Below are 17,374 nucleotides of genomic sequence, written 5' to 3' on the forward strand. Positions count from 1 at the left end.
TTCTACGAAAATGTATTAAAAAGAAAGCGTAAACATGTTATGATATCAGTATCAGATGTCTGACATCTGACTTAGAAAAAACTAGAAATGTTTTTGAATCGTTTTAAGTAAACGAAATAGGTTAGAAAATGATTTAAAGAAGTACTGTTTGACAATGAGAATTCTTTTGGATAACAGTTTCACTTTATAGCGTTTTGAACATACTACAAGAAGTAGAACTGAACTTATAGGAGGTCGCAGTTATGAATAAATATAAACGTATATTCCTAGTCGTAATGGACTCTGTGGGAATCGGTGAAGCACCAGATGCTGAGCAATTTGGTGATTTAGGATCTGACACAATTGGTCACATTGCTGAACATATGAATGGGTTACAAATGCCTAACATGGTGAAATTAGGTCTTGGTAACATTCGAGAAATGAAAGGTATCTCTAAAGTAGAGAAACCACTTGGATATTACACAAAAATGCAAGAAAAATCTACTGGTAAAGATACAATGACAGGTCACTGGGAAATCATGGGCCTTTACATTGATACACCATTCCAAGTGTTCCCAGAAGGATTCCCGAAAGAATTACTTGATGAATTAGAAGAAAAAACAGGCCGTAAAATTATCGGTAATAAGCCAGCTTCTGGAACTGAGATTCTTGATGAACTTGGTCAAGAGCAAACGGAAACGGGCTCTTTAATCGTTTATACTTCTGCTGATAGCGTATTGCAAATTGCAGCACACGAAGAAGTAGTGCCACTTGATGAATTATATAAAATTTGTAAAATTGCACGTGAATTAACATTAGATGAGAAATACATGGTAGGTCGTGTTATTGCTCGTCCATTCGTTGGTGAACCTGGAAACTTTACACGTACACCAAACCGTCATGACTATGCATTAAAACCATTCGGTCGTACAGTAATGAATGAATTAAAAGATAGTGACTACGATGTAATTGCTATTGGTAAAATCTCTGATATTTATGATGGTGAAGGGGTAACGGAATCACTTCGTACGAAGTCTAACATGGATGGAATGGATAAGCTTGTAGATACATTAAATATGGACTTTACAGGTCTTAGCTTCTTAAACTTAGTTGACTTTGATGCATTATTCGGCCACCGCCGTGATCCACAAGGATACGGAGAAGCTCTGCAAGAATATGATGCACGTCTTCCAGAAGTATTCGCAAAACTAAAAGAAGATGATCTATTATTAATTACAGCAGACCACGGTAATGATCCAATTCACCCTGGTACTGACCATACACGTGAATATGTACCATTATTAGCATATAGCCCAAGCATGAAAGAAGGCGGACAAGAGTTACCACTTCGTCAAACATTTGCTGATATTGGTGCAACAGTAGCAGAAAACTTCGGTGTGAAAATGCCAGAATACGGAACAAGCTTCTTAAACGAGCTAAAGAAATAGGGGGATAAACAAATGAATCGTGAACTTATTACAAAATCAGCTTCATACTTAAAAGAGAAATTTCAAGAGACACCACAAGTAGGACTAATCCTTGGATCAGGACTAGGTGTATTAGCAGACGAAATTGAGAACGCAGTAACAGTACCGTACAGTGAAATCCCTGAATTCCCAGTATCAACTGTAGAAGGCCATGCAGGTCAACTAGTATTTGGGACACTTCAAGGTGTAACAGTAGTAGCAATGCAAGGACGTTTTCACTTCTATGAAGGATACGACATGCAAAAAGTAACATTCCCAGTTCGTGTTATGAAAGAACTAGGTGTAGAAACAGTAGTTGTAACAAACGCAGCTGGTGGTGTAAATACATCATTTGAGCCAGGCGATCTTATGTTAATTTCAGACCACATTAACTTCATGGGTACGAATCCATTAATCGGACCGAATGATTCTGAAATGGGCGTACGTTTCCCTGATATGTCTACATCATATACAGTAGAACTTCGCGAAATGGCGAAACAAGTTGCAGCAGACTTAAATATTAAAGTACAAGAAGGTGTATACGTAGGAATGACAGGTCCTGTATATGAAACACCTGCTGAAATTCGTATGCTTCGTACACTTGGCGGAGATGCAGTTGGTATGTCAACAGTACCTGAAGTAATTGTAGCGCGTCATGCTGGTATGAAAGTATTAGGTATTTCTTGTATTTCAAATATGGCAGCTGGTATTTTAGATCAACCACTTCACCACGATGAAGTAATTGAAACGACAGAACGTGTTAAAGCTAACTTCTTGGCATTAGTAAAAGCAATCGTAAAACAAATGAAGGGGTGACTTCACAATGAGAATGGTGGACCTAATTGCAAAAAAACGTGACGGACATGCATTAACGACAGAAGAAATTAACTTTATTGTTGAAGGATATACGAATGGTGATATTCCTGATTATCAAGTAAGTTCACTTGCAATGGCAATTTTCTTCCAAGATATGAACGATCAAGAGCGTGCTGATTTAACGATGGCAATGGTAAATAGCGGTGATACAATCGACTTATCGGCTATTGAAGGTGTAAAAGTAGATAAGCATTCAACAGGTGGTGTTGGTGATACAACGACACTTGTATTAGGTCCATTAGTAGCTGCTTTAGATGTACCAGTAGCGAAAATGTCTGGACGCGGTTTAGGACATACTGGTGGTACAATTGATAAATTAGAAGCAGTTCCAGGATTCCATGTGGAAATTGAAAACGATGAATTCATGCGTCTTGTAAATGAAAACAAAATCGCTGTTATCGGCCAAAGTGGTAACTTAACACCTGCTGATAAAAAGCTATATGCACTTCGTGATGTAACAGCAACAGTAAACTCAATTCCGCTTATTGCAAGTTCGATTATGAGTAAAAAAATTGCTGCTGGTGCAGATGCAATTGTTCTTGATGTAAAAACTGGAGCAGGTGCATTTATGAAAACGGATGAAGATGCAAAACGTTTAGCAGAAGCAATGGTACGTATCGGTAATAACGTTGGTCGTAATACGATGGCAGTTATTTCTGATATGAGTCAACCACTCGGTGAAGCTATCGGTAACGCATTAGAAGTTCAAGAAGCAATTGATACATTACAAGGTAAAGGGCCGAAAGATTTAGAAGAGCTATGTTTAACACTTGGAAGTCAAATGGTGTACCTTGCTGGACAAGCTTCATCTTTAGAAGATGCACGTGAAAAGCTAATTGAAGTAATGAACAACGGAAAAGCGCTAGAATCATTTAAAACGTTCTTATCAGCGCAAGGCGGTGACGCATCTGTTGTTGATGACCCTTCTAAATTGCCACAAGCACAATTTAAAATTGAAGTAGAAGCGAAAGAAGACGGATATGTATCAGAAATCGTTGCAGACGAAATCGGAACAGCAGCAATGCTTTTAGGAGCAGGACGTGCAACGAAAGAGTCTGAAATTGATTTAGCAGTTGGTCTAATGCTGCGCAAAAAAGTAGGCGATAGCGTGAAGCAAGGTGAATCTCTCGTTACAATTTACGCAAACCGCGAAAATGTTGAAGATGTAAAAGCGAAAATTTATGAGAACATGAAAATCTCTAAAGAACACGTAGATGCACCAACTTTAGTACACGGTATCGTAACGAAGTAATAAAAAAAGCTGAGGAGAATTTCTCCTTGGCTTTTTTTACTATTTTTTGTTTATAATAATAATGGGTGAAATTATGATTAGAATTTGTGCAGTAACAAAAACAGATGAAGTATTATATGATGTTTCTCTAGAAGAAACAAAGAAAGACCATATTGTATGGTATTGGCTAGATTTATATAAGCCAACGAAAGAAGAGTATACATATATTCTGCAAGACCATTTTAAGTTCCATCCCCTTGCAATTGAAGACTGTATAGAATATGTACAGAGGCCAAAAGTTGATTTTTATGATGGATATAACTTTTTAGTTCTTCATGCATTTGGGGAAGATGGATTAGAACCGCACGAAATCGATTTATTTATTAGTGATCGTTATATTGTTTCTTTCCACTTTTCTCATAACAATGCAATCGAAAGAGTATGGAAAACACTTGGAGAAAAGAAGCGTATTAAAAATAGTCCTTTACACGTAGCTCATACAATTATTGACCAAATTGTAGATGACTATTTTGCGCCTGTATATTACATTGAGGATCATTTAAATGCAATTGATGATAATTTAACCGGGGAGACAGCAGGAAGTGTATTAGAAGAGGTATTTGATATACGTGCAGATTTATCAAAGCTAAGGCGTACAATCATTCCGATGCGTGATTTATTATATCGTATTTTAAATTCGACTCGTTTTTATGGTATAAGCGATCATGAAATTTACTTTAAAGATATACATGATCATTTGCTTAAACTAACAGAAATGATTGAGGCAAGTCGAGAGTTAACAGCAGATATTCGGGATAGTTATTTTTCATTAAACTCACATCATATGAATAACATTATGAAAACATTAACTGTATTCTCGACTATTTTCATGCCATTAACATTTATTGCGGGAGTATATGGAATGAACTTTACGCATATGCCAGAGCTTGGTGGACAATATAGTTATTTTATTTGTCTACTTATCATGGCACTAATTGGCGGCGGAATGATGGCCTGGTTTTATAAAAAAGGATGGTTTAAGTAAAAAAAACACCGAGGATTTCCTCGGTGTTTTTTTTAACCAATAGCATGTAATACAAACATAGCTAAGAATAAGCATGTAATGATATACATAGATGGTGCGACTTCTTTACGCTTTCCAAGAGCAACTTTTAAGATAGGGTAAGCAATAAATCCGAACGCAATGCCATCAGCGATACTATATGTGAGCGGGATCATAACGATAATTAAGAATGCTGGAAATCCTTCTGAAAAGTCATTCAGAGGAATTTGTTGGATGCTTGTAATCATCAGACCGCCAATAATAATTAAGATTGGTGCAATGGCACTATCAGGAATTAATTTGACAAATGGAAGAGCAAACAGTGATGCAAAGAATAGCAACCCAGTAACGATAGACGTCAGACCTGTCTTTCCGCCTGCAGTAATACCTGCGGCACTCTCTACTGTTGATACGGTAGGGCTTGTGCCAAATAGACCACATGTCATTGCTGAAATTGCATTGGCTTGGTAAGCACGTGGGAATTTACGGTCATCTTCTAATAAACCGTGCAGAAGTCCCATGTTCTCAAAAATAAGCACCATGCTTAAGGAGAATGTTGCAATCCAAAACGGTAAGGAAGAAAGTTTGCCAAATGACATAGCTCCAAACACATCACCGTAATTAGCGAATGAGAATGAACTATTTCCGATTTGACTTGTATCAACAAGGCCAAATAGCCATGCAATACCAGTTCCTATTGCAATCGTCCATAAAAAGTTTCCACGTACGTTACGAATAAATAGTACAAGTGCAACGATAAGAGTAAGCACGGTCGCAAGAACGACAGGGTTACTTAATTTACCCATTGCAACAGCAGTATTTGGGTTCGAAACGACTAAGCCACCTTTTTGCAATCCGATAAACGCTAAAAATAATCCGATGCCGACAGTAATTGCTTCCTTTAATGACTTTGGAATTGATACTGATAGCACGCGAGCGATTGGTGTAAAAGCGGCAATTGCAAAAATAATACCAGAGATAAAGACAGCAGCCAATGCTTCTTGCCAAGTTAGTCCAAGCGTATGCACAGCTGTGTACGTGAAGAATGCATTTACACCCATACCAGGGACAAGAATAGCAGGTGCATTTGCCCAAAATGCCATGAGTAGACATCCGACAAATGAACTGAAAACAGTTGCTAAAATTCCAGCTTCAAGAGGAATGCCAGCATCGGATAAAATTGATGCATTTACAATCATAATATATACGATCGTGAAAAATGACGTAACTCCAGCTAAAACTTCTTGTTTTGGTGATGTTTCGTGTAAACCTAATTTAAATGTTCTTTCAAGTATTCCTTTCATGTTAAACCTTCTTTTTCATATCCCTCTCCCACCCGTGATATCTCTTTCGTAAGAGCTCACCGTCCTTTATTATATCAGAACATCATGTTTTTACAACAAGGAAAATGATAACGTTTACTTATAAATGAAATTATTTATAAATACGTAAAAATTGCCCGTATTGTTGAAATAATTTCTAACTCTCCCGATTGAATGGGTGGAGCTGCTTGCGCATGTAAAGTAGCATAAGACGTAACCTCCCTTGGTAATTGGGCAGATTCTTCAACGAATGAGAGGGGAACAGGATTAATATTTAAATTATATGTACTCGCAATAGCACGAGCTTTTTCTACTGCCTGGTGCAGAGCTTGAATGAGAGCTTGCTCATAATATTTATTTGGATGAGATACTCGGAAACGTAAACCTTTTGCTACATTTGCACCATTTGAAACGGCTATATCATATACTTCCCCAGCTTTTTGTACATTTAAAACGGTAATTTCATACAAATGCTCCACGCGGTATCCTTGTAGCAATGCTTTATCATTTACATATTCGTATTGAGGAGTAATTGTATAAGAAATCGTCTCTATATCTTTATCGGCAATACCAAGCTGTTTAAGTGCATCCAGCAATTGTTTGGATTGCACTGCATTTTCTTCTTGAGCCTGTTTTACATTTTTATCATCTGTTCGAATGCCGAGTGTTAATATAACAACATTCGGTTTTGCTTTTACAACACCTTCGCCTTGTACAGTAATAGTAGCTTCTTTACCAGTATTAGCAGTGCGTACGTTGTGTAAATAAGGATTCATTCCACCCTGCATTTTCCATCACCATCCTTTTTATATGTATATGTGTGAACAAAAAAGAAATTTATATGAAAAAAGTTACATAAATGAGAATGTTGAGGAAAGAAAGCATATACAACATAGGTATTTATAGATTATAATATGTGTAAATATGATAAAAAAGGGACGAGGCTATTGAACGAAAAAAGAGAAACGCTGATTTTAGATTTATCTGCATCATTTCGAAAAATGATACGTTTATTACAAAATGATATTAATACACGTTTTGCAGAACATATGCCATATAATGAATTTTCTGTATTACGTGCGTTATTTTTAAACAGTCCACAGATGGCTTCGCAAATTGCGAGTGAAGTAAACGTAACCTCCAGTCATATTACAGCTGTTACAGATCGTCTCGTACGAAAAGGATTAGTAGAAAGAAAACGTTCTAATTCAGATCGTCGAATCGTGTACTTAGAAATTACAGAGCACGGAAGAGAAGTAACTGAAAAACTTGAAGCTGTGCGTAAAGAATATTATAAAGAGAGATTTAAAGGTTGGAGCGACCAAGAAATAGAAATGGTCTTAGAACTATTTGGGCGCGTATTATAATAAATGAGGATAGGAAGCGAAAGCATTCCTATCCTTTTTCTTTTGAATAAAAATATTTTGAAACTCCGATACTTTAATTAAAAGATCGGAGGAAAGATTATGAAATATATTGCTGCACTTACCATTTTATTTGGTGGTTTTTTCTGTTTTCAAACATTCACGTACGCAGATACGCCTATCCAAGTAGTGCGAAAAGAAGTGAAGTACATTGAAAATGATAATACAGTCTTATATTCGAAATTATGGGTTCGTTCTATGCAAAACGCAGTATTATTCCACCATAGCGATAATATTCGTAATCGGGACACATTACGTAATGTAACAAGTTCATCGCTTGTTAAAGCGAAGCAACTATCTTTTCAGAAAGGAGCACTTTATATACCGAGACTATCGCAATACGTATCAAAAATAGGGAAAGAAAACATTCAAGTGTACTACATTGCGATTCACTATAATGTGAAAAAAGAAAATGCATATCAATTAGATGGCATGAACTATTTTCTACAAGTATTCGTAAAAGAGCGTGGGGAATGGAAAATTGCCGAAAGTGTAGTTGCCCCGACAGAGCAAATTGTGCAAAATGGTGATGGATTTGGGATGAAAGAAGAGATGGTGTATGGGGATAGGAGAGAGAATGTGAAATAACCTCCTCATCGAGAGGAGGTTATTTTATTTGAAATTCCAAGAGACTTTCCATTTTAATATTTTAGGTAGGAAGAAATACGTAATGAAACTAGTTATTAAAAATCCGATGTAAAAGCTGGACAATGAGTGCGCGCGACTTAGTATTAAACCTCCAACGATCCCACCAAAGAAAATAGCGCATGCCATTACTAACTTTTGTAACTTTGGATATAATAGATAGTTACCATTTCGCTCATTGATTGAACGGGCATATAAATAAATACCGAGTGGTAATAAAATAAGTATATGTGCAATAGGTGCAATCAATGTTTTTGCCGGCGGAATCTTTGTAAAGTTTGGTTCGTTATGACGTACTCCATTTTGATCAGTATAAGCGCTTTGTGGATCATAATTAAAGTTAATAGTAAAATCTTCTGCTGGACTAGAAATACGTATGTTTTCCATAACATCATGTATAATGCCATTGTTCTCATGAAAGTCGGCACTCGAGTGAACAGCAATGACTCCTGATATTAGAGATGGAAGTAACGCTGGGAAGATTAATATAGCTGCAGTAAGAAATCCTTGCGATATCACATTTCCAGCGATTGTTCCTATACATAAGGCAAGTGTATAAATAGCGATTAATACAATTAACATATATATAAAGTAACTATGAAACGGTGAAAATACTTGATATTTATTATGAAAAGTCAACCTTTTCATAATAGCAAATAGCCCCCAGTTTAAAATGACAACAGCGGCGATATTACAGATTCCAAACAACCACTTTGTTATATAAAGGTGTGAACGTTTAAAGGGCATAGACCATAACAAGTCGCTAGCGTTATTTTGTCTTTCCCATCCAATTAACGTACAAGCTAGAATGGTCAGTATGCTACCTAACAGCATGATAGGATCTAAAAGTGTTAAATCAAAGTGATAATGATATACATAGTTCCATTTTTTATTGTCATTTAGAAAGTGTTGCTGTTGAATAGAAGTCATATAGTATTTATATGACAAACTATAGAAGCTGACGAGCCAAAATAACCATACAACATATTTACTTTGTTGATACGTTCTTAGCCATAGTGCTTTTTGAAACATAGGATCTCTCCTTTAAAAAACTTTATAATTTGTTAGGCGTGATAATACAACATAAGTAATGATTCCAACGAGAAACAAACTGATATAGTAGTTAGGTAAGAAATAAAATTGATTGATTTTATAGCCACCTAGTAATGAAAAGTAAATGGTTGTCCCCCATATACATATTTTTAAATGTTTTTGGAAAATAAATATCTTTTGATTATTTTCATTTGGTGACCACATATATAAATATGTTCCAAGTAGTAAATAAAATATCGTATAGAAAATAGGGACTAACATCGATTTAGCCGAATAATATTGATGAGATGCTGGATCTCTTAAAGTAGTTGAATTGTTGTCCTGCTTTCGGTATTCTGGATCATAATTATAATCAATAGAAAAACGATATATTGGTGCAACTATATTTGTTTTTTGATTGAATTCATAAAGTTGTTGATCTAATTTATTACTTTTAGTATTGGTAGCCTCTAAATGGTTTAGCGTAAAAGTGTACATTAGCGGAATAAATGTAAGTCCCATTAGTAGCCACGGAATACAAAAAACAACTTGGGAAACAATGCTTCCAGTAAAAGTACCGATGCATAGTGCAGCTGTATAAACTGCGACATAAGAAACTATCGCATAAAGAAAGTATCGGTGAAGTGGACTAAATGATTGATAATCAAAATGGATAGTTGTTCTATAAATAACATACATAATAATCCAATTTATAAGTAACGAGCTCACAATACAGAAGGAACCGAAAGCCCATTTAGATAAGAAAACATGTTTTCTTTTAAATGGCATCGTCATAAGTAGTGTATTAGATTGGTTGCTACGTTCCCATCCTATCAATAAGCAGGCTAAAGCAATGATAAGAACAGTTAACCAAAAATTATTACCATCTCGTGCAGAAAAGGTATAAAAATAATAATACTGTTCCCCTTTTTCTTGTAATTCGTAATATTTATCGAGTTCCATCTGAGCACTTCTATAGTATCCGAGAGATAGAAGATAAAGCGAACTAAAGAAGAATAGTAACGCAGCATATTTCCCACGCTCCCAATTCCACATCCACAACGCCTTATGAAACATATCCATCCTCCTCCAGTGTCGTAACGAAGACATCTTCAAGTGACATTGTTAATTCTTCAATGAGTATAGGTTGTTCTTTATAAAACTTCTCCAGTGTTGTAGCTACATTTCCCTCAATTAAGATTGTATATACTTTTCCTGTTTGATTTAATATTTTAATATTGCTTAAGTTTTCTAGTTTTTGAGGTAATGATCGTTCATAAGCAACTTGAATTTTAGCAAATCGTGATTTTGCATCGTCTAGTGATGTAATAGACGAGATAGTATGGCCTTTTAATATAATGATTGTATCTGCAATTTGTTCCACTTCATCTAAATGATGGGTAGATATGAAAATGGTAATCTCTTTTTCTGCAACTTCTCCAACGAGAAACTGTAAAATTTTCCTTTTTACGATAGGATCAAGTCCATTTGTCGGTTCATCTAAAATAATATATTCTGCTTTTGTAGAAACAGCTAAAATGATGGCGAGCAGTGCTTTCATGCCTTTTGAATAGCTACGAATTCGTTTGTTTGGTAAGTTAAAACGTTCTAATAGTTCATAGAAATGTGTTTCATCAAATGCGGTATAAACTTCTTTATAAAACTTTACGATTTCTTTTACTGTATAACCGTTCAGTATGTTAGTAGAATCCGGAACATATACGATTTTTTGTTTCGTTTCAGGATTTTTATGGATGTCGATATCCTCATATGTAACAGTTCCCTCGTCTGGGTCTAAAATGCCGACCATCGTTCGTAATAAAGTTGTTTTTCCCGCGCCGTTTCTTCCAAGTAATCCGATGATACTCCCTCTTTGCAATGTGAAAGAAACATCGTCTAAAATCGTTTGATTATCAATTGTTTTCTTCAGGCTTGTCACTTTCAGCATCTGTATTTCCTCCAATCTCTTTATAGTATGAATCTATCCAATCATGAATTTTATCTTTTGTAACACCAAGATAAGAGGCTTCTAATAGTAATTGATGAAATTGCTTTTCAACCATAGCGATTTTCCTTTCGTCTAATGTTGGGGTAATCGATTGGGATACAAATGTTCCTTTTCCTCGTAACGTTTCAATAATTCCTTGTCGCTCTAACTCTTGATACGCTTTACTCACTGTATTTGGATTTATAACGAGTAAAGAAGCGAGTTCGCGTACAGAAGGAAGTTTATCACTTGGAGCCAACATGTTTTTCAATACGAGTTCTTTTATATTTTGAACAATTTGTTCCCATATCGGAGTGTTGCTTCTTGGGTCAAGTTGAATATGCAAGAGCAATGTCTCCTTCCTCATATGTATTAAGTGTACTACTATGTGTAATACACTTAATACAATATAGGGGACGAATGTATTTGTCAACTGAAAATAATAGAAAAAATTGGTATTAAAAAAAGGAGAATTGGAAAAAATAGGTCTGATATAGAATGGAGGGTTAGTCATGAAGCGAGTTTTTGGAATACTTGTTTGTTTCATGTTATTGCTTTCTGGAACTTCAGTGAGTTTTGCGCAATCTGAAAAAACGAAGCAGGAGAAAACAGAAGAAACAACGCCGAAGTTAGCGGAACAAGCGTCGTCAGCAATCGTAATTGAGCAAGATACAGGTAAAGTTTTATTTGATAAAAACCCAAATGAAAAATTACCACCTGCTAGTATGACAAAGATTATGACAATGCTTTTAATTATGGAACAAGTTGAAAAAGGAAAACTAAAACTGACCGATAAAGTTAGAGCGAGTGAACATGCAGCTTCAATGGGTGGATCGCAAATCTTTTTAGAACCTGGGGAAGAGATGACTGTAAATGAGATGTTAAAGGGTATTGCAATTGCATCTGGAAATGACGCATCTGTTGCAGTAGCCGAGCACATCGCAGGTTCAGAAGAAGGATTTGTAAATATGATGAACAAAAAGGCGAAAGATTTAGGGCTGAAAAATACACATTTTCAAAACCCAACAGGTCTTCCGGCCAAAAAACATTATTCGACAGCAAATGATATGGCTATAATGGCGAGAGAATTGATGAAGTATCCACTTATTCGTAAATACACAGGTAAGTACGAAGATTATTTACGTGAAGATACGGATAAAAAGTTTTGGCTCGTTAATACGAATAAACTAGTACGTTTTTATCCTGGCGTAGATGGAGTAAAAACAGGTTTTACGACAGAAGCGAAATATTGTTTAACAGCATCGGCTGAAAAAAATGGCATGCGTGTCATTTCAGTTGTCATGGGAGCACCAACATCAAAAGAACGGAACAACCAAGTGACGAAGCTTCTTGACTATGCATTTGGACAATATATGACAAAGAAATTGTATACGCGCGGCGAAAAAATTAAGACAGTTCAAGTAGGAAAAGGGAAAAAAGAAAAAGTAGATTTAGTTGCGTCAGATAATGTTTCTCTTCTTATGAAGAAGGGCGAGAATATGGACAAGGTAAAACAAGAAGTAATTGCTGAAAAGAAAGTAAAAGCACCGATTAAAAAAGGTGACGCGCTTGGTACACTTGTTATTAAAAAAGATAAAGATGTTTTATTAAAACAAACAATTGTAGCAAAAGAAGATGTTGCTGCAGCGAGCTGGTGGGAGTTATTTAAAAGAAGTTTTGGGATGTTTTCAACATCAAAATAGCGGCAAATATTTTGCCGCTTTTCTATTCGTATGTAAGTGAATAATGCTGAAAGGTTTCACTTTATGACGAAATAGTTCTTCTTTTGTCAGCAGGAAGGATTCTTATTTTGTATCACGAAAATCTTTATGTATGTGAATAAGTAAAGTTTGAGCATAAGGAGGAAATCGTGTGAGTCTTTCCATGCAATTAGAAGTAAAACGTGACGTCCTATGTGTGAGACTAGAGGGTGAATTAGATCATCATACGGCTGAAGAGTTGCGAACGAAAGTAACAGATATGATTGAGACACATGGTGTTCATCATATTGTTTTGAGCCTAGAGAACTTATCGTTTATGGATAGTTCTGGTCTAGGTGTTATATTAGGCCGATATAAACACGTAAAGGGATTAGGTGGAGAAATGGTTGTTTGTGCAATTTCACCGCCTGTTAAGCGTTTATTTGAAATGTCGGGCTTATTCAAAATCGTTCGCTTAGAAGAAAGTGAAGCGCACGCGCTCGCGACGTTGGGGGTGGCATAGATGAGAAATGAAATGAACCTTCAATTTTCAGCATTAAGTCAAAATGAATCATTCGCTCGCGTTACAGTGGCGGCTTTCATTGCACAACTAGATCCAACGATGGAAGAATTAACGGAGATTAAAACAGTTGTGTCAGAAGCGGTTACAAATGCAATTATTCATGGATACGAAGGAAATGCAGAAGGTATTGTTTATATTTCTGTAATTTTGGAAGAAGCAATGGTGAAACTCACGATTCGAGATGAAGGGATTGGAATCTTTAACTTAGATGAAGCGAGACAACCCCTTTTTACAACTAAACCTGAATTAGAGCGTTCCGGAATGGGATTTACTATCATGGAAAATTTTATGGATGAAGTAGAAGTTATTTCAAACGAATCTTTCGGGACAACAATCCATTTGACAAAATACTTATCAAATAGTAACGCTCTATGCAATTAAGGAGAATAGCCTATGGACATAGAGGTCAAAAATGAGAAGAAGAAACCTCAGTTAAAGGACCACGAGCTAAAAGCGTTAATTCAAAAAAGTCAAGATGGAGATCAACAAGCGAGAGATACAATCGTTCAAAGTAATATGCGCCTCGTTTGGTCGGTTGTACAGCGGTTTCTTAATCGAGGATACGAACCAGACGACCTATTTCAAATTGGATGTATTGGGCTCTTGAAATCGGTAGATAAATTTGATTTATCTTTCGACGTGAAATTTTCAACATATGCAGTTCCAATGATTATTGGTGAAATACAACGTTTCTTACGCGATGATGGATCAGTGAAAGTTAGTAGGTCTTTAAAAGAAACAGGAAACAAAATTCGAAAGATGAGAGATGAGCTTTCGAAAGAATTCGGAAGGGCTCCAACGATTAATGAAGTGGCAGAGGCACTAGAACTAACGCCAGAGGAAGTTGTTCTAGCACAAGAAGCGAGCCGGGCCCCTTCATCTATACATGAAACTGTATATGAAAACGATGGAGATCCAATCACTATTTTAGATCAAATTGCAGATCAATCTGAAACGAAATGGTTCGATAAAATTGCTTTAAAAGAAGCGATTAGAGAACTAGATGAACGAGAGCGCTTAATTGTATACTTGCGTTACTATAAAGATCAAACACAGTCAGAAGTAGCCGAGCGCATAGGCATTTCGCAAGTACAAGTTTCAAGACTTGAAAAGAAAATATTAAAACAGATGAAAGATCGAATAGACGAATAATTGTCTATTCGATTTTTTTATGCCGTTAATAGGAGAGAGATGTTAATTTTCGAAAAAATTAACAGAATTTATTGATAATTTAGTCAATTTAAAATATAATCCAAGTATGAACTTGTCATAAAGGGGGAAGGAAACATGGAAACGAGGCAACAATGGGGAACGAGAGCTGGATTTATTTTCGCAGCGGTCGGATCTGCCGTTGGATTAGGAAACATATGGCGTTTTCCTTATACAGCGTATGAAAATGGAGGAGGAGCATTCTTTTTACCGTATTTATTTGCATTATTAACGACTGGTATTTCATTGTTAGCGTTTGAGTTTGCCCTTGGTCATCGTCATCGTGGCTCAGCACCACTTACATTTTTCCGTATTAGCCCGCGTGCAGAATTTATTGGATGGTGGCAAATGTGCGTAACATTTATTGTTTCAACATATTATGCAGTGATTATTGCTTGGTCTATATCGTATACATACTTTGCAATTACTGGAGCATGGGGAAAAGACACGCAATCATTTTTATTTAAAGAGTACTTACATGTTGCAGATAAGCCAGGACAATTTGGAGGACTTGTACCAGAAGTATTAATTCCGTTAGCTCTCGTTTGGATTATTGTGCTTGGCGTTGCATTTAAAGGAGTTAAAAAAGGAATCGAAGTTGTTAACCGTATATTTATTCCTTTATTAGTTGTTATGTTCCTTATTATCGTTGTTCGTGCAGTGACGATGGAAGGTGCTATGCAAGGCCTAGATGCATTCTTTAAACCAGATTGGAGTCGTATTTTTGATGGGAAAGTATGGCTTGCTGCTTACGGTCAAATATTCTTTAGTTTATCTTTAGCATTTGGAATTATGATTACGTATTCTAGTTATTTACCGAAAAACTCGGATACAACAAATAATGCCTTTATTACTGGATTTGCAAACTCAGGATTTGAATTATTAGCAGGTATTGGGGTCTTTGCAGCTCTTGGATTTATGGCAAATAATATGGGAGTACCGGTTGATAAAGTAGCAAGTGCTGGCGTTGGGCTTGCGTTCGTAGTATTTCCCCAAATTATTAATGAATTGCCGATGTCACCGTTGTTTGGTGTTTTATTTTTCTTATCGTTAACGGTTGCTGGAATTACATCACTTATTTCACTCGCGGAAGTATGCTTTGCCGCTGTATCTGAAAAATTCAGTTTAAGTCGGGAAAAAACTATTGGAATTATGGGAACCCTTCTCGTGTTAGTTTCTCTTGTTTTTGCAACACGTGGTGGACTTATGTTCTTAGATGTTGTCGACTATTTCGCTAATAATTTCGGATTAATTACAATTGCACTTGCGGAAGTAGTTACGATAGGGCTCATTTTACGCCGTTTACCAGTTTATCAAAATCATGCAAACTTTGTATCTGATATTAAATTAGGAACGTTTTGGAGAGTGAGTTTACTCGTTATTACTCCGCTTATGTTAGGGTATATGCTAATTGATGGTACAATCCAAAATATTAAAAAGAATTATGGAGATTATCCGACTGAGTTTGTTGTAACGTATGGTTGGTCGATAGCAGCAGCCTTCCTTATCGTTGCGCTAATTATTAGTCTAAAGAAATGGAATGCACAAATACATTCGGATTCTGCCAAGCTTGAAAAAGAATGGAAAGATCGAGGTGTTTCATAATGAGTGGATCAGCGATTATGATGATGGTTATTGGAATAGTAGTCATTTGGGGAGGGCTTGCATTAAGTATTGCAAACTTATTTAAGAAAAAGGCATAAGTAAAAAACATCTGTACCGAAATGGTGCAGATGTTTTTTTATGAAAAAATTGTATTAGAAAAAAATTCAATAACCATACTACAACTACGAGGAAGAGTGAAGGGGTGAATGAAAGTTGGAACAAACGATTTATATTAAAATGCGCAATCGTTTAAAAGTTTCTCCTACTTATGAAGTAAAGCTGGGCGATGTTGCTCAACTTGCCGGAGATTCTTCCGTAGTTGAGTTGTTACAAAATGAGATAGTTTACAAAATAACAGCGCATGATAAGACGCATGTTGTAATTGATGTTATGAAAGTAATTGAGATTATTCAACAGAAAGCATCTCATGTACAAATTAATTTACTCGGTTCTGGACAAACTCTTGTTGAAATTATATACGAAAAAAAGAAGACACACCCAATTTTTTTCGGGCTTGTATGGCTGTTACTGTTCATTGGAGCGGCCCTTGCGATCATTTATTTCCATGAAGATGTAAGTATGCAACAAGTACATCAACGGTTATATTACATGATTACTGGAGAATTTAATGCACAACCACTTTTATTTCAAATTCCTTATTCTTTAGGTCTTGGCTTAGGGATGGTTTTATTTTTTAATCATGTATTTCAAAAGCGAATTAATGAAGAGCCGAGTCCGTTAGAAGTTGAGATGTTTCAATACCAACAGTCACTTGATCAATATGTAATCGTTAATGAAAACAAGGATAATATGAAACAACTTGCCGATGATTGAGTCTGGATTTGTTATTTTAATTGGTTTAGCTGGAGGGATTGCGGTAGGTAGCGGATATGTCGCATTTTTAGCTGTACTTGGTATAATCCCCCGTTTAGCCCAATTAACGAGAAGTGGAAAGCATATTCAATATTTTGAGTGGGCAGTCATTGCAGGTACTTTAACAGGGGCTTGGTGCAGTTTGAAAAACATTACATTTCAAACGTCGCAATATTGGCTCGTTATATTAGGGATATTTTGTGGCACGTTCATTGGAATGCTTGCTGCGGCATTAACAGAGGTGTTAAATGTTCTACCTATTTTAGCGAAACGAGTAGGGGTAGAGGGGAAGATTATTGTTTTACTCGTTGCTCTTGTACTTGGGAAAGTAATAGGCTCGTTGTTTCACTGGATTTATTTCGTAAAGTAGGAGGCAGTA

Annotated in this window: 20 protein-coding genes; 14 read left to right on the plus strand and 6 right to left on the minus strand. The window is 36.0% G+C overall.

Annotation, left to right across the window (positions count from 1 at the left end):
• Window positions 1–242: 242 nt before the first annotated feature.
• The 4 genes from deoB to corA all read left to right on the plus strand — a co-directional run bounded on the left by deoB (window position 243) and on the right by corA (window position 4,597).
• Complete coding sequence (deoB, locus tag ACS2QP_RS01565) at window positions 243–1,427, plus strand: phosphopentomutase (RefSeq protein WP_438882106.1); 1,185 nt, start codon at window positions 243–245, stop codon at window positions 1,425–1,427.
• A 12-nt stretch (window positions 1,428–1,439) separates the two neighbouring features.
• Window positions 1,440–2,261, plus strand: coding sequence for a purine-nucleoside phosphorylase (locus ACS2QP_RS01570; RefSeq protein WP_001078446.1), 822 nt, complete (start codon window positions 1,440–1,442; stop codon window positions 2,259–2,261).
• Between the two features lie 7 nt (window positions 2,262–2,268).
• Window positions 2,269–3,573 (plus strand): pyrimidine-nucleoside phosphorylase, encoded by a 1,305-nt coding sequence (locus tag ACS2QP_RS01575; protein WP_001243069.1) that lies wholly within the window; start codon window positions 2,269–2,271, stop codon window positions 3,571–3,573.
• 61 nt (window positions 3,574–3,634) lie between these two features.
• Window positions 3,635–4,597 carry a magnesium/cobalt transporter CorA gene (corA, locus tag ACS2QP_RS01580; RefSeq protein WP_002000765.1) on the plus strand — a complete coding sequence of 321 codons (963 nt, stop codon included), beginning with the start codon at window positions 3,635–3,637 and terminating at the stop codon, window positions 4,595–4,597.
• 32 nt (window positions 4,598–4,629) lie between these two features.
• On the opposite strand, the gene ACS2QP_RS01585 is transcribed toward corA, so the two are convergent.
• Window positions 4,630–5,919: an NCS2 family permease gene (locus ACS2QP_RS01585; RefSeq protein ID WP_000676248.1), complete on the minus strand. Its 1,290-nt coding sequence runs from the start codon at window positions 5,917–5,919 to the stop codon at window positions 4,630–4,632.
• 134 nt (window positions 5,920–6,053) lie between these two features.
• On the minus strand, window positions 6,054–6,725 hold the full coding sequence (locus ACS2QP_RS01590) for an SIMPL domain-containing protein (RefSeq protein WP_001161449.1): 672 nt from the start codon (window positions 6,723–6,725) through the stop codon (window positions 6,054–6,056).
• Window positions 6,726–6,884: 159 nt separating this feature from the next.
• On the opposite strand from ACS2QP_RS01590, the gene ACS2QP_RS01595 reads away from it, so the two are divergent.
• Together ACS2QP_RS01595 and ACS2QP_RS01600 are read left to right on the plus strand one after the other, a co-directional pair.
• Entirely contained in the window at window positions 6,885–7,304 is a 420-nt protein-coding gene (locus tag ACS2QP_RS01595) for a MarR family winged helix-turn-helix transcriptional regulator (RefSeq protein WP_001003307.1), read from the plus strand.
• A gap of 99 nt (window positions 7,305–7,403) precedes the next feature.
• Window positions 7,404–7,949 (plus strand): hypothetical protein, encoded by a 546-nt coding sequence (locus tag ACS2QP_RS01600; protein ID WP_000873775.1) that lies wholly within the window; start codon window positions 7,404–7,406, stop codon window positions 7,947–7,949.
• Window positions 7,950–7,973: 24 nt separating this feature from the next.
• Here ACS2QP_RS01600 and ACS2QP_RS01605 read toward each other — a convergent pair whose 3' ends face one another.
• Genes ACS2QP_RS01605 through ACS2QP_RS01620 form a run of 4 tightly spaced genes read right to left on the minus strand, consistent with a single transcriptional unit; the run spans window position 7,974 to window position 11,371 of the window.
• On the minus strand, window positions 7,974–9,038 hold the full coding sequence (locus ACS2QP_RS01605; protein ID WP_000486538.1) for an ABC transporter permease subunit: 1,065 nt from the start codon (window positions 9,036–9,038) through the stop codon (window positions 7,974–7,976).
• 12 nt (window positions 9,039–9,050) lie between these two features.
• Window positions 9,051–10,115: an ABC transporter permease gene (locus tag ACS2QP_RS01610; RefSeq protein WP_438882107.1), complete on the minus strand. Its 1,065-nt coding sequence runs from the start codon at window positions 10,113–10,115 to the stop codon at window positions 9,051–9,053.
• Window positions 10,105–10,986, minus strand: a complete 882-nt coding sequence (locus ACS2QP_RS01615) for an ABC transporter ATP-binding protein (protein ID WP_416809617.1) — start codon at window positions 10,984–10,986, stop codon at window positions 10,105–10,107. The genes ACS2QP_RS01610 and ACS2QP_RS01615 overlap by 11 nt, the downstream gene beginning before the upstream one ends.
• Window positions 10,952–11,371: a GntR family transcriptional regulator gene (locus tag ACS2QP_RS01620; protein ID WP_017673592.1), complete on the minus strand. Its 420-nt coding sequence runs from the start codon at window positions 11,369–11,371 to the stop codon at window positions 10,952–10,954. Before ACS2QP_RS01620 ends, ACS2QP_RS01615 begins: the two co-directional genes overlap by 35 nt.
• Window positions 11,372–11,537: 166 nt before the next feature.
• Between ACS2QP_RS01620 and dacF the strand changes: the two genes are divergently transcribed.
• The 8 genes from dacF (at window position 11,538) to spoVAB (ending at window position 17,365) form a co-directional block, all read left to right on the plus strand.
• Window positions 11,538–12,728 (plus strand): serine-type D-Ala-D-Ala carboxypeptidase DacF, encoded by a 1,191-nt coding sequence (gene dacF, locus ACS2QP_RS01625; RefSeq protein WP_438882108.1) that lies wholly within the window; start codon window positions 11,538–11,540, stop codon window positions 12,726–12,728.
• Between the two features lie 169 nt (window positions 12,729–12,897).
• Window positions 12,898–13,248, plus strand: coding sequence for an anti-sigma F factor antagonist (gene spoIIAA / locus ACS2QP_RS01630; protein WP_000059135.1), 351 nt, complete (start codon window positions 12,898–12,900; stop codon window positions 13,246–13,248).
• On the plus strand, window positions 13,249–13,689 hold the full coding sequence (gene spoIIAB / locus ACS2QP_RS01635; protein WP_001243398.1) for an anti-sigma F factor: 441 nt from the start codon (window positions 13,249–13,251) through the stop codon (window positions 13,687–13,689).
• Window positions 13,690–13,701: 12 nt separating this feature from the next.
• Entirely contained in the window at window positions 13,702–14,460 is a 759-nt protein-coding gene (sigF, locus tag ACS2QP_RS01640) for an RNA polymerase sporulation sigma factor SigF (protein ID WP_000350729.1), read from the plus strand.
• Between the two features lie 135 nt (window positions 14,461–14,595).
• Window positions 14,596–16,122: a sodium-dependent transporter gene (locus ACS2QP_RS01645; protein ID WP_000450089.1), complete on the plus strand. Its 1,527-nt coding sequence runs from the start codon at window positions 14,596–14,598 to the stop codon at window positions 16,120–16,122.
• A complete protein-coding gene (locus tag ACS2QP_RS01650; RefSeq protein ID WP_000016826.1) occupies window positions 16,122–16,220 on the plus strand; it encodes a methionine/alanine import family NSS transporter small subunit in 99 nt (32 codons plus the stop codon). The genes ACS2QP_RS01645 and ACS2QP_RS01650 overlap by 1 nt, the downstream gene beginning before the upstream one ends.
• Window positions 16,221–16,335: 115 nt before the next feature.
• Window positions 16,336–16,956 carry a stage V sporulation protein AA gene (locus tag ACS2QP_RS01655; RefSeq protein ID WP_000438369.1) on the plus strand — a complete coding sequence of 207 codons (621 nt, stop codon included), beginning with the start codon at window positions 16,336–16,338 and terminating at the stop codon, window positions 16,954–16,956.
• On the plus strand, window positions 16,949–17,365 hold the full coding sequence (gene spoVAB / locus ACS2QP_RS01660; protein ID WP_000572936.1) for a stage V sporulation protein SpoVAB: 417 nt from the start codon (window positions 16,949–16,951) through the stop codon (window positions 17,363–17,365). The genes ACS2QP_RS01655 and spoVAB overlap by 8 nt, the downstream gene beginning before the upstream one ends.
• Window positions 17,366–17,374: the final 9 nt, after the last annotated feature.

The sequence above is a fragment of the Bacillus cereus group sp. Bce019 genome, assembly GCF_051781745.1.
GTDB lineage: Bacteria > Bacillota > Bacilli > Bacillales > Bacillaceae_G > Bacillus_A > Bacillus_A cereus.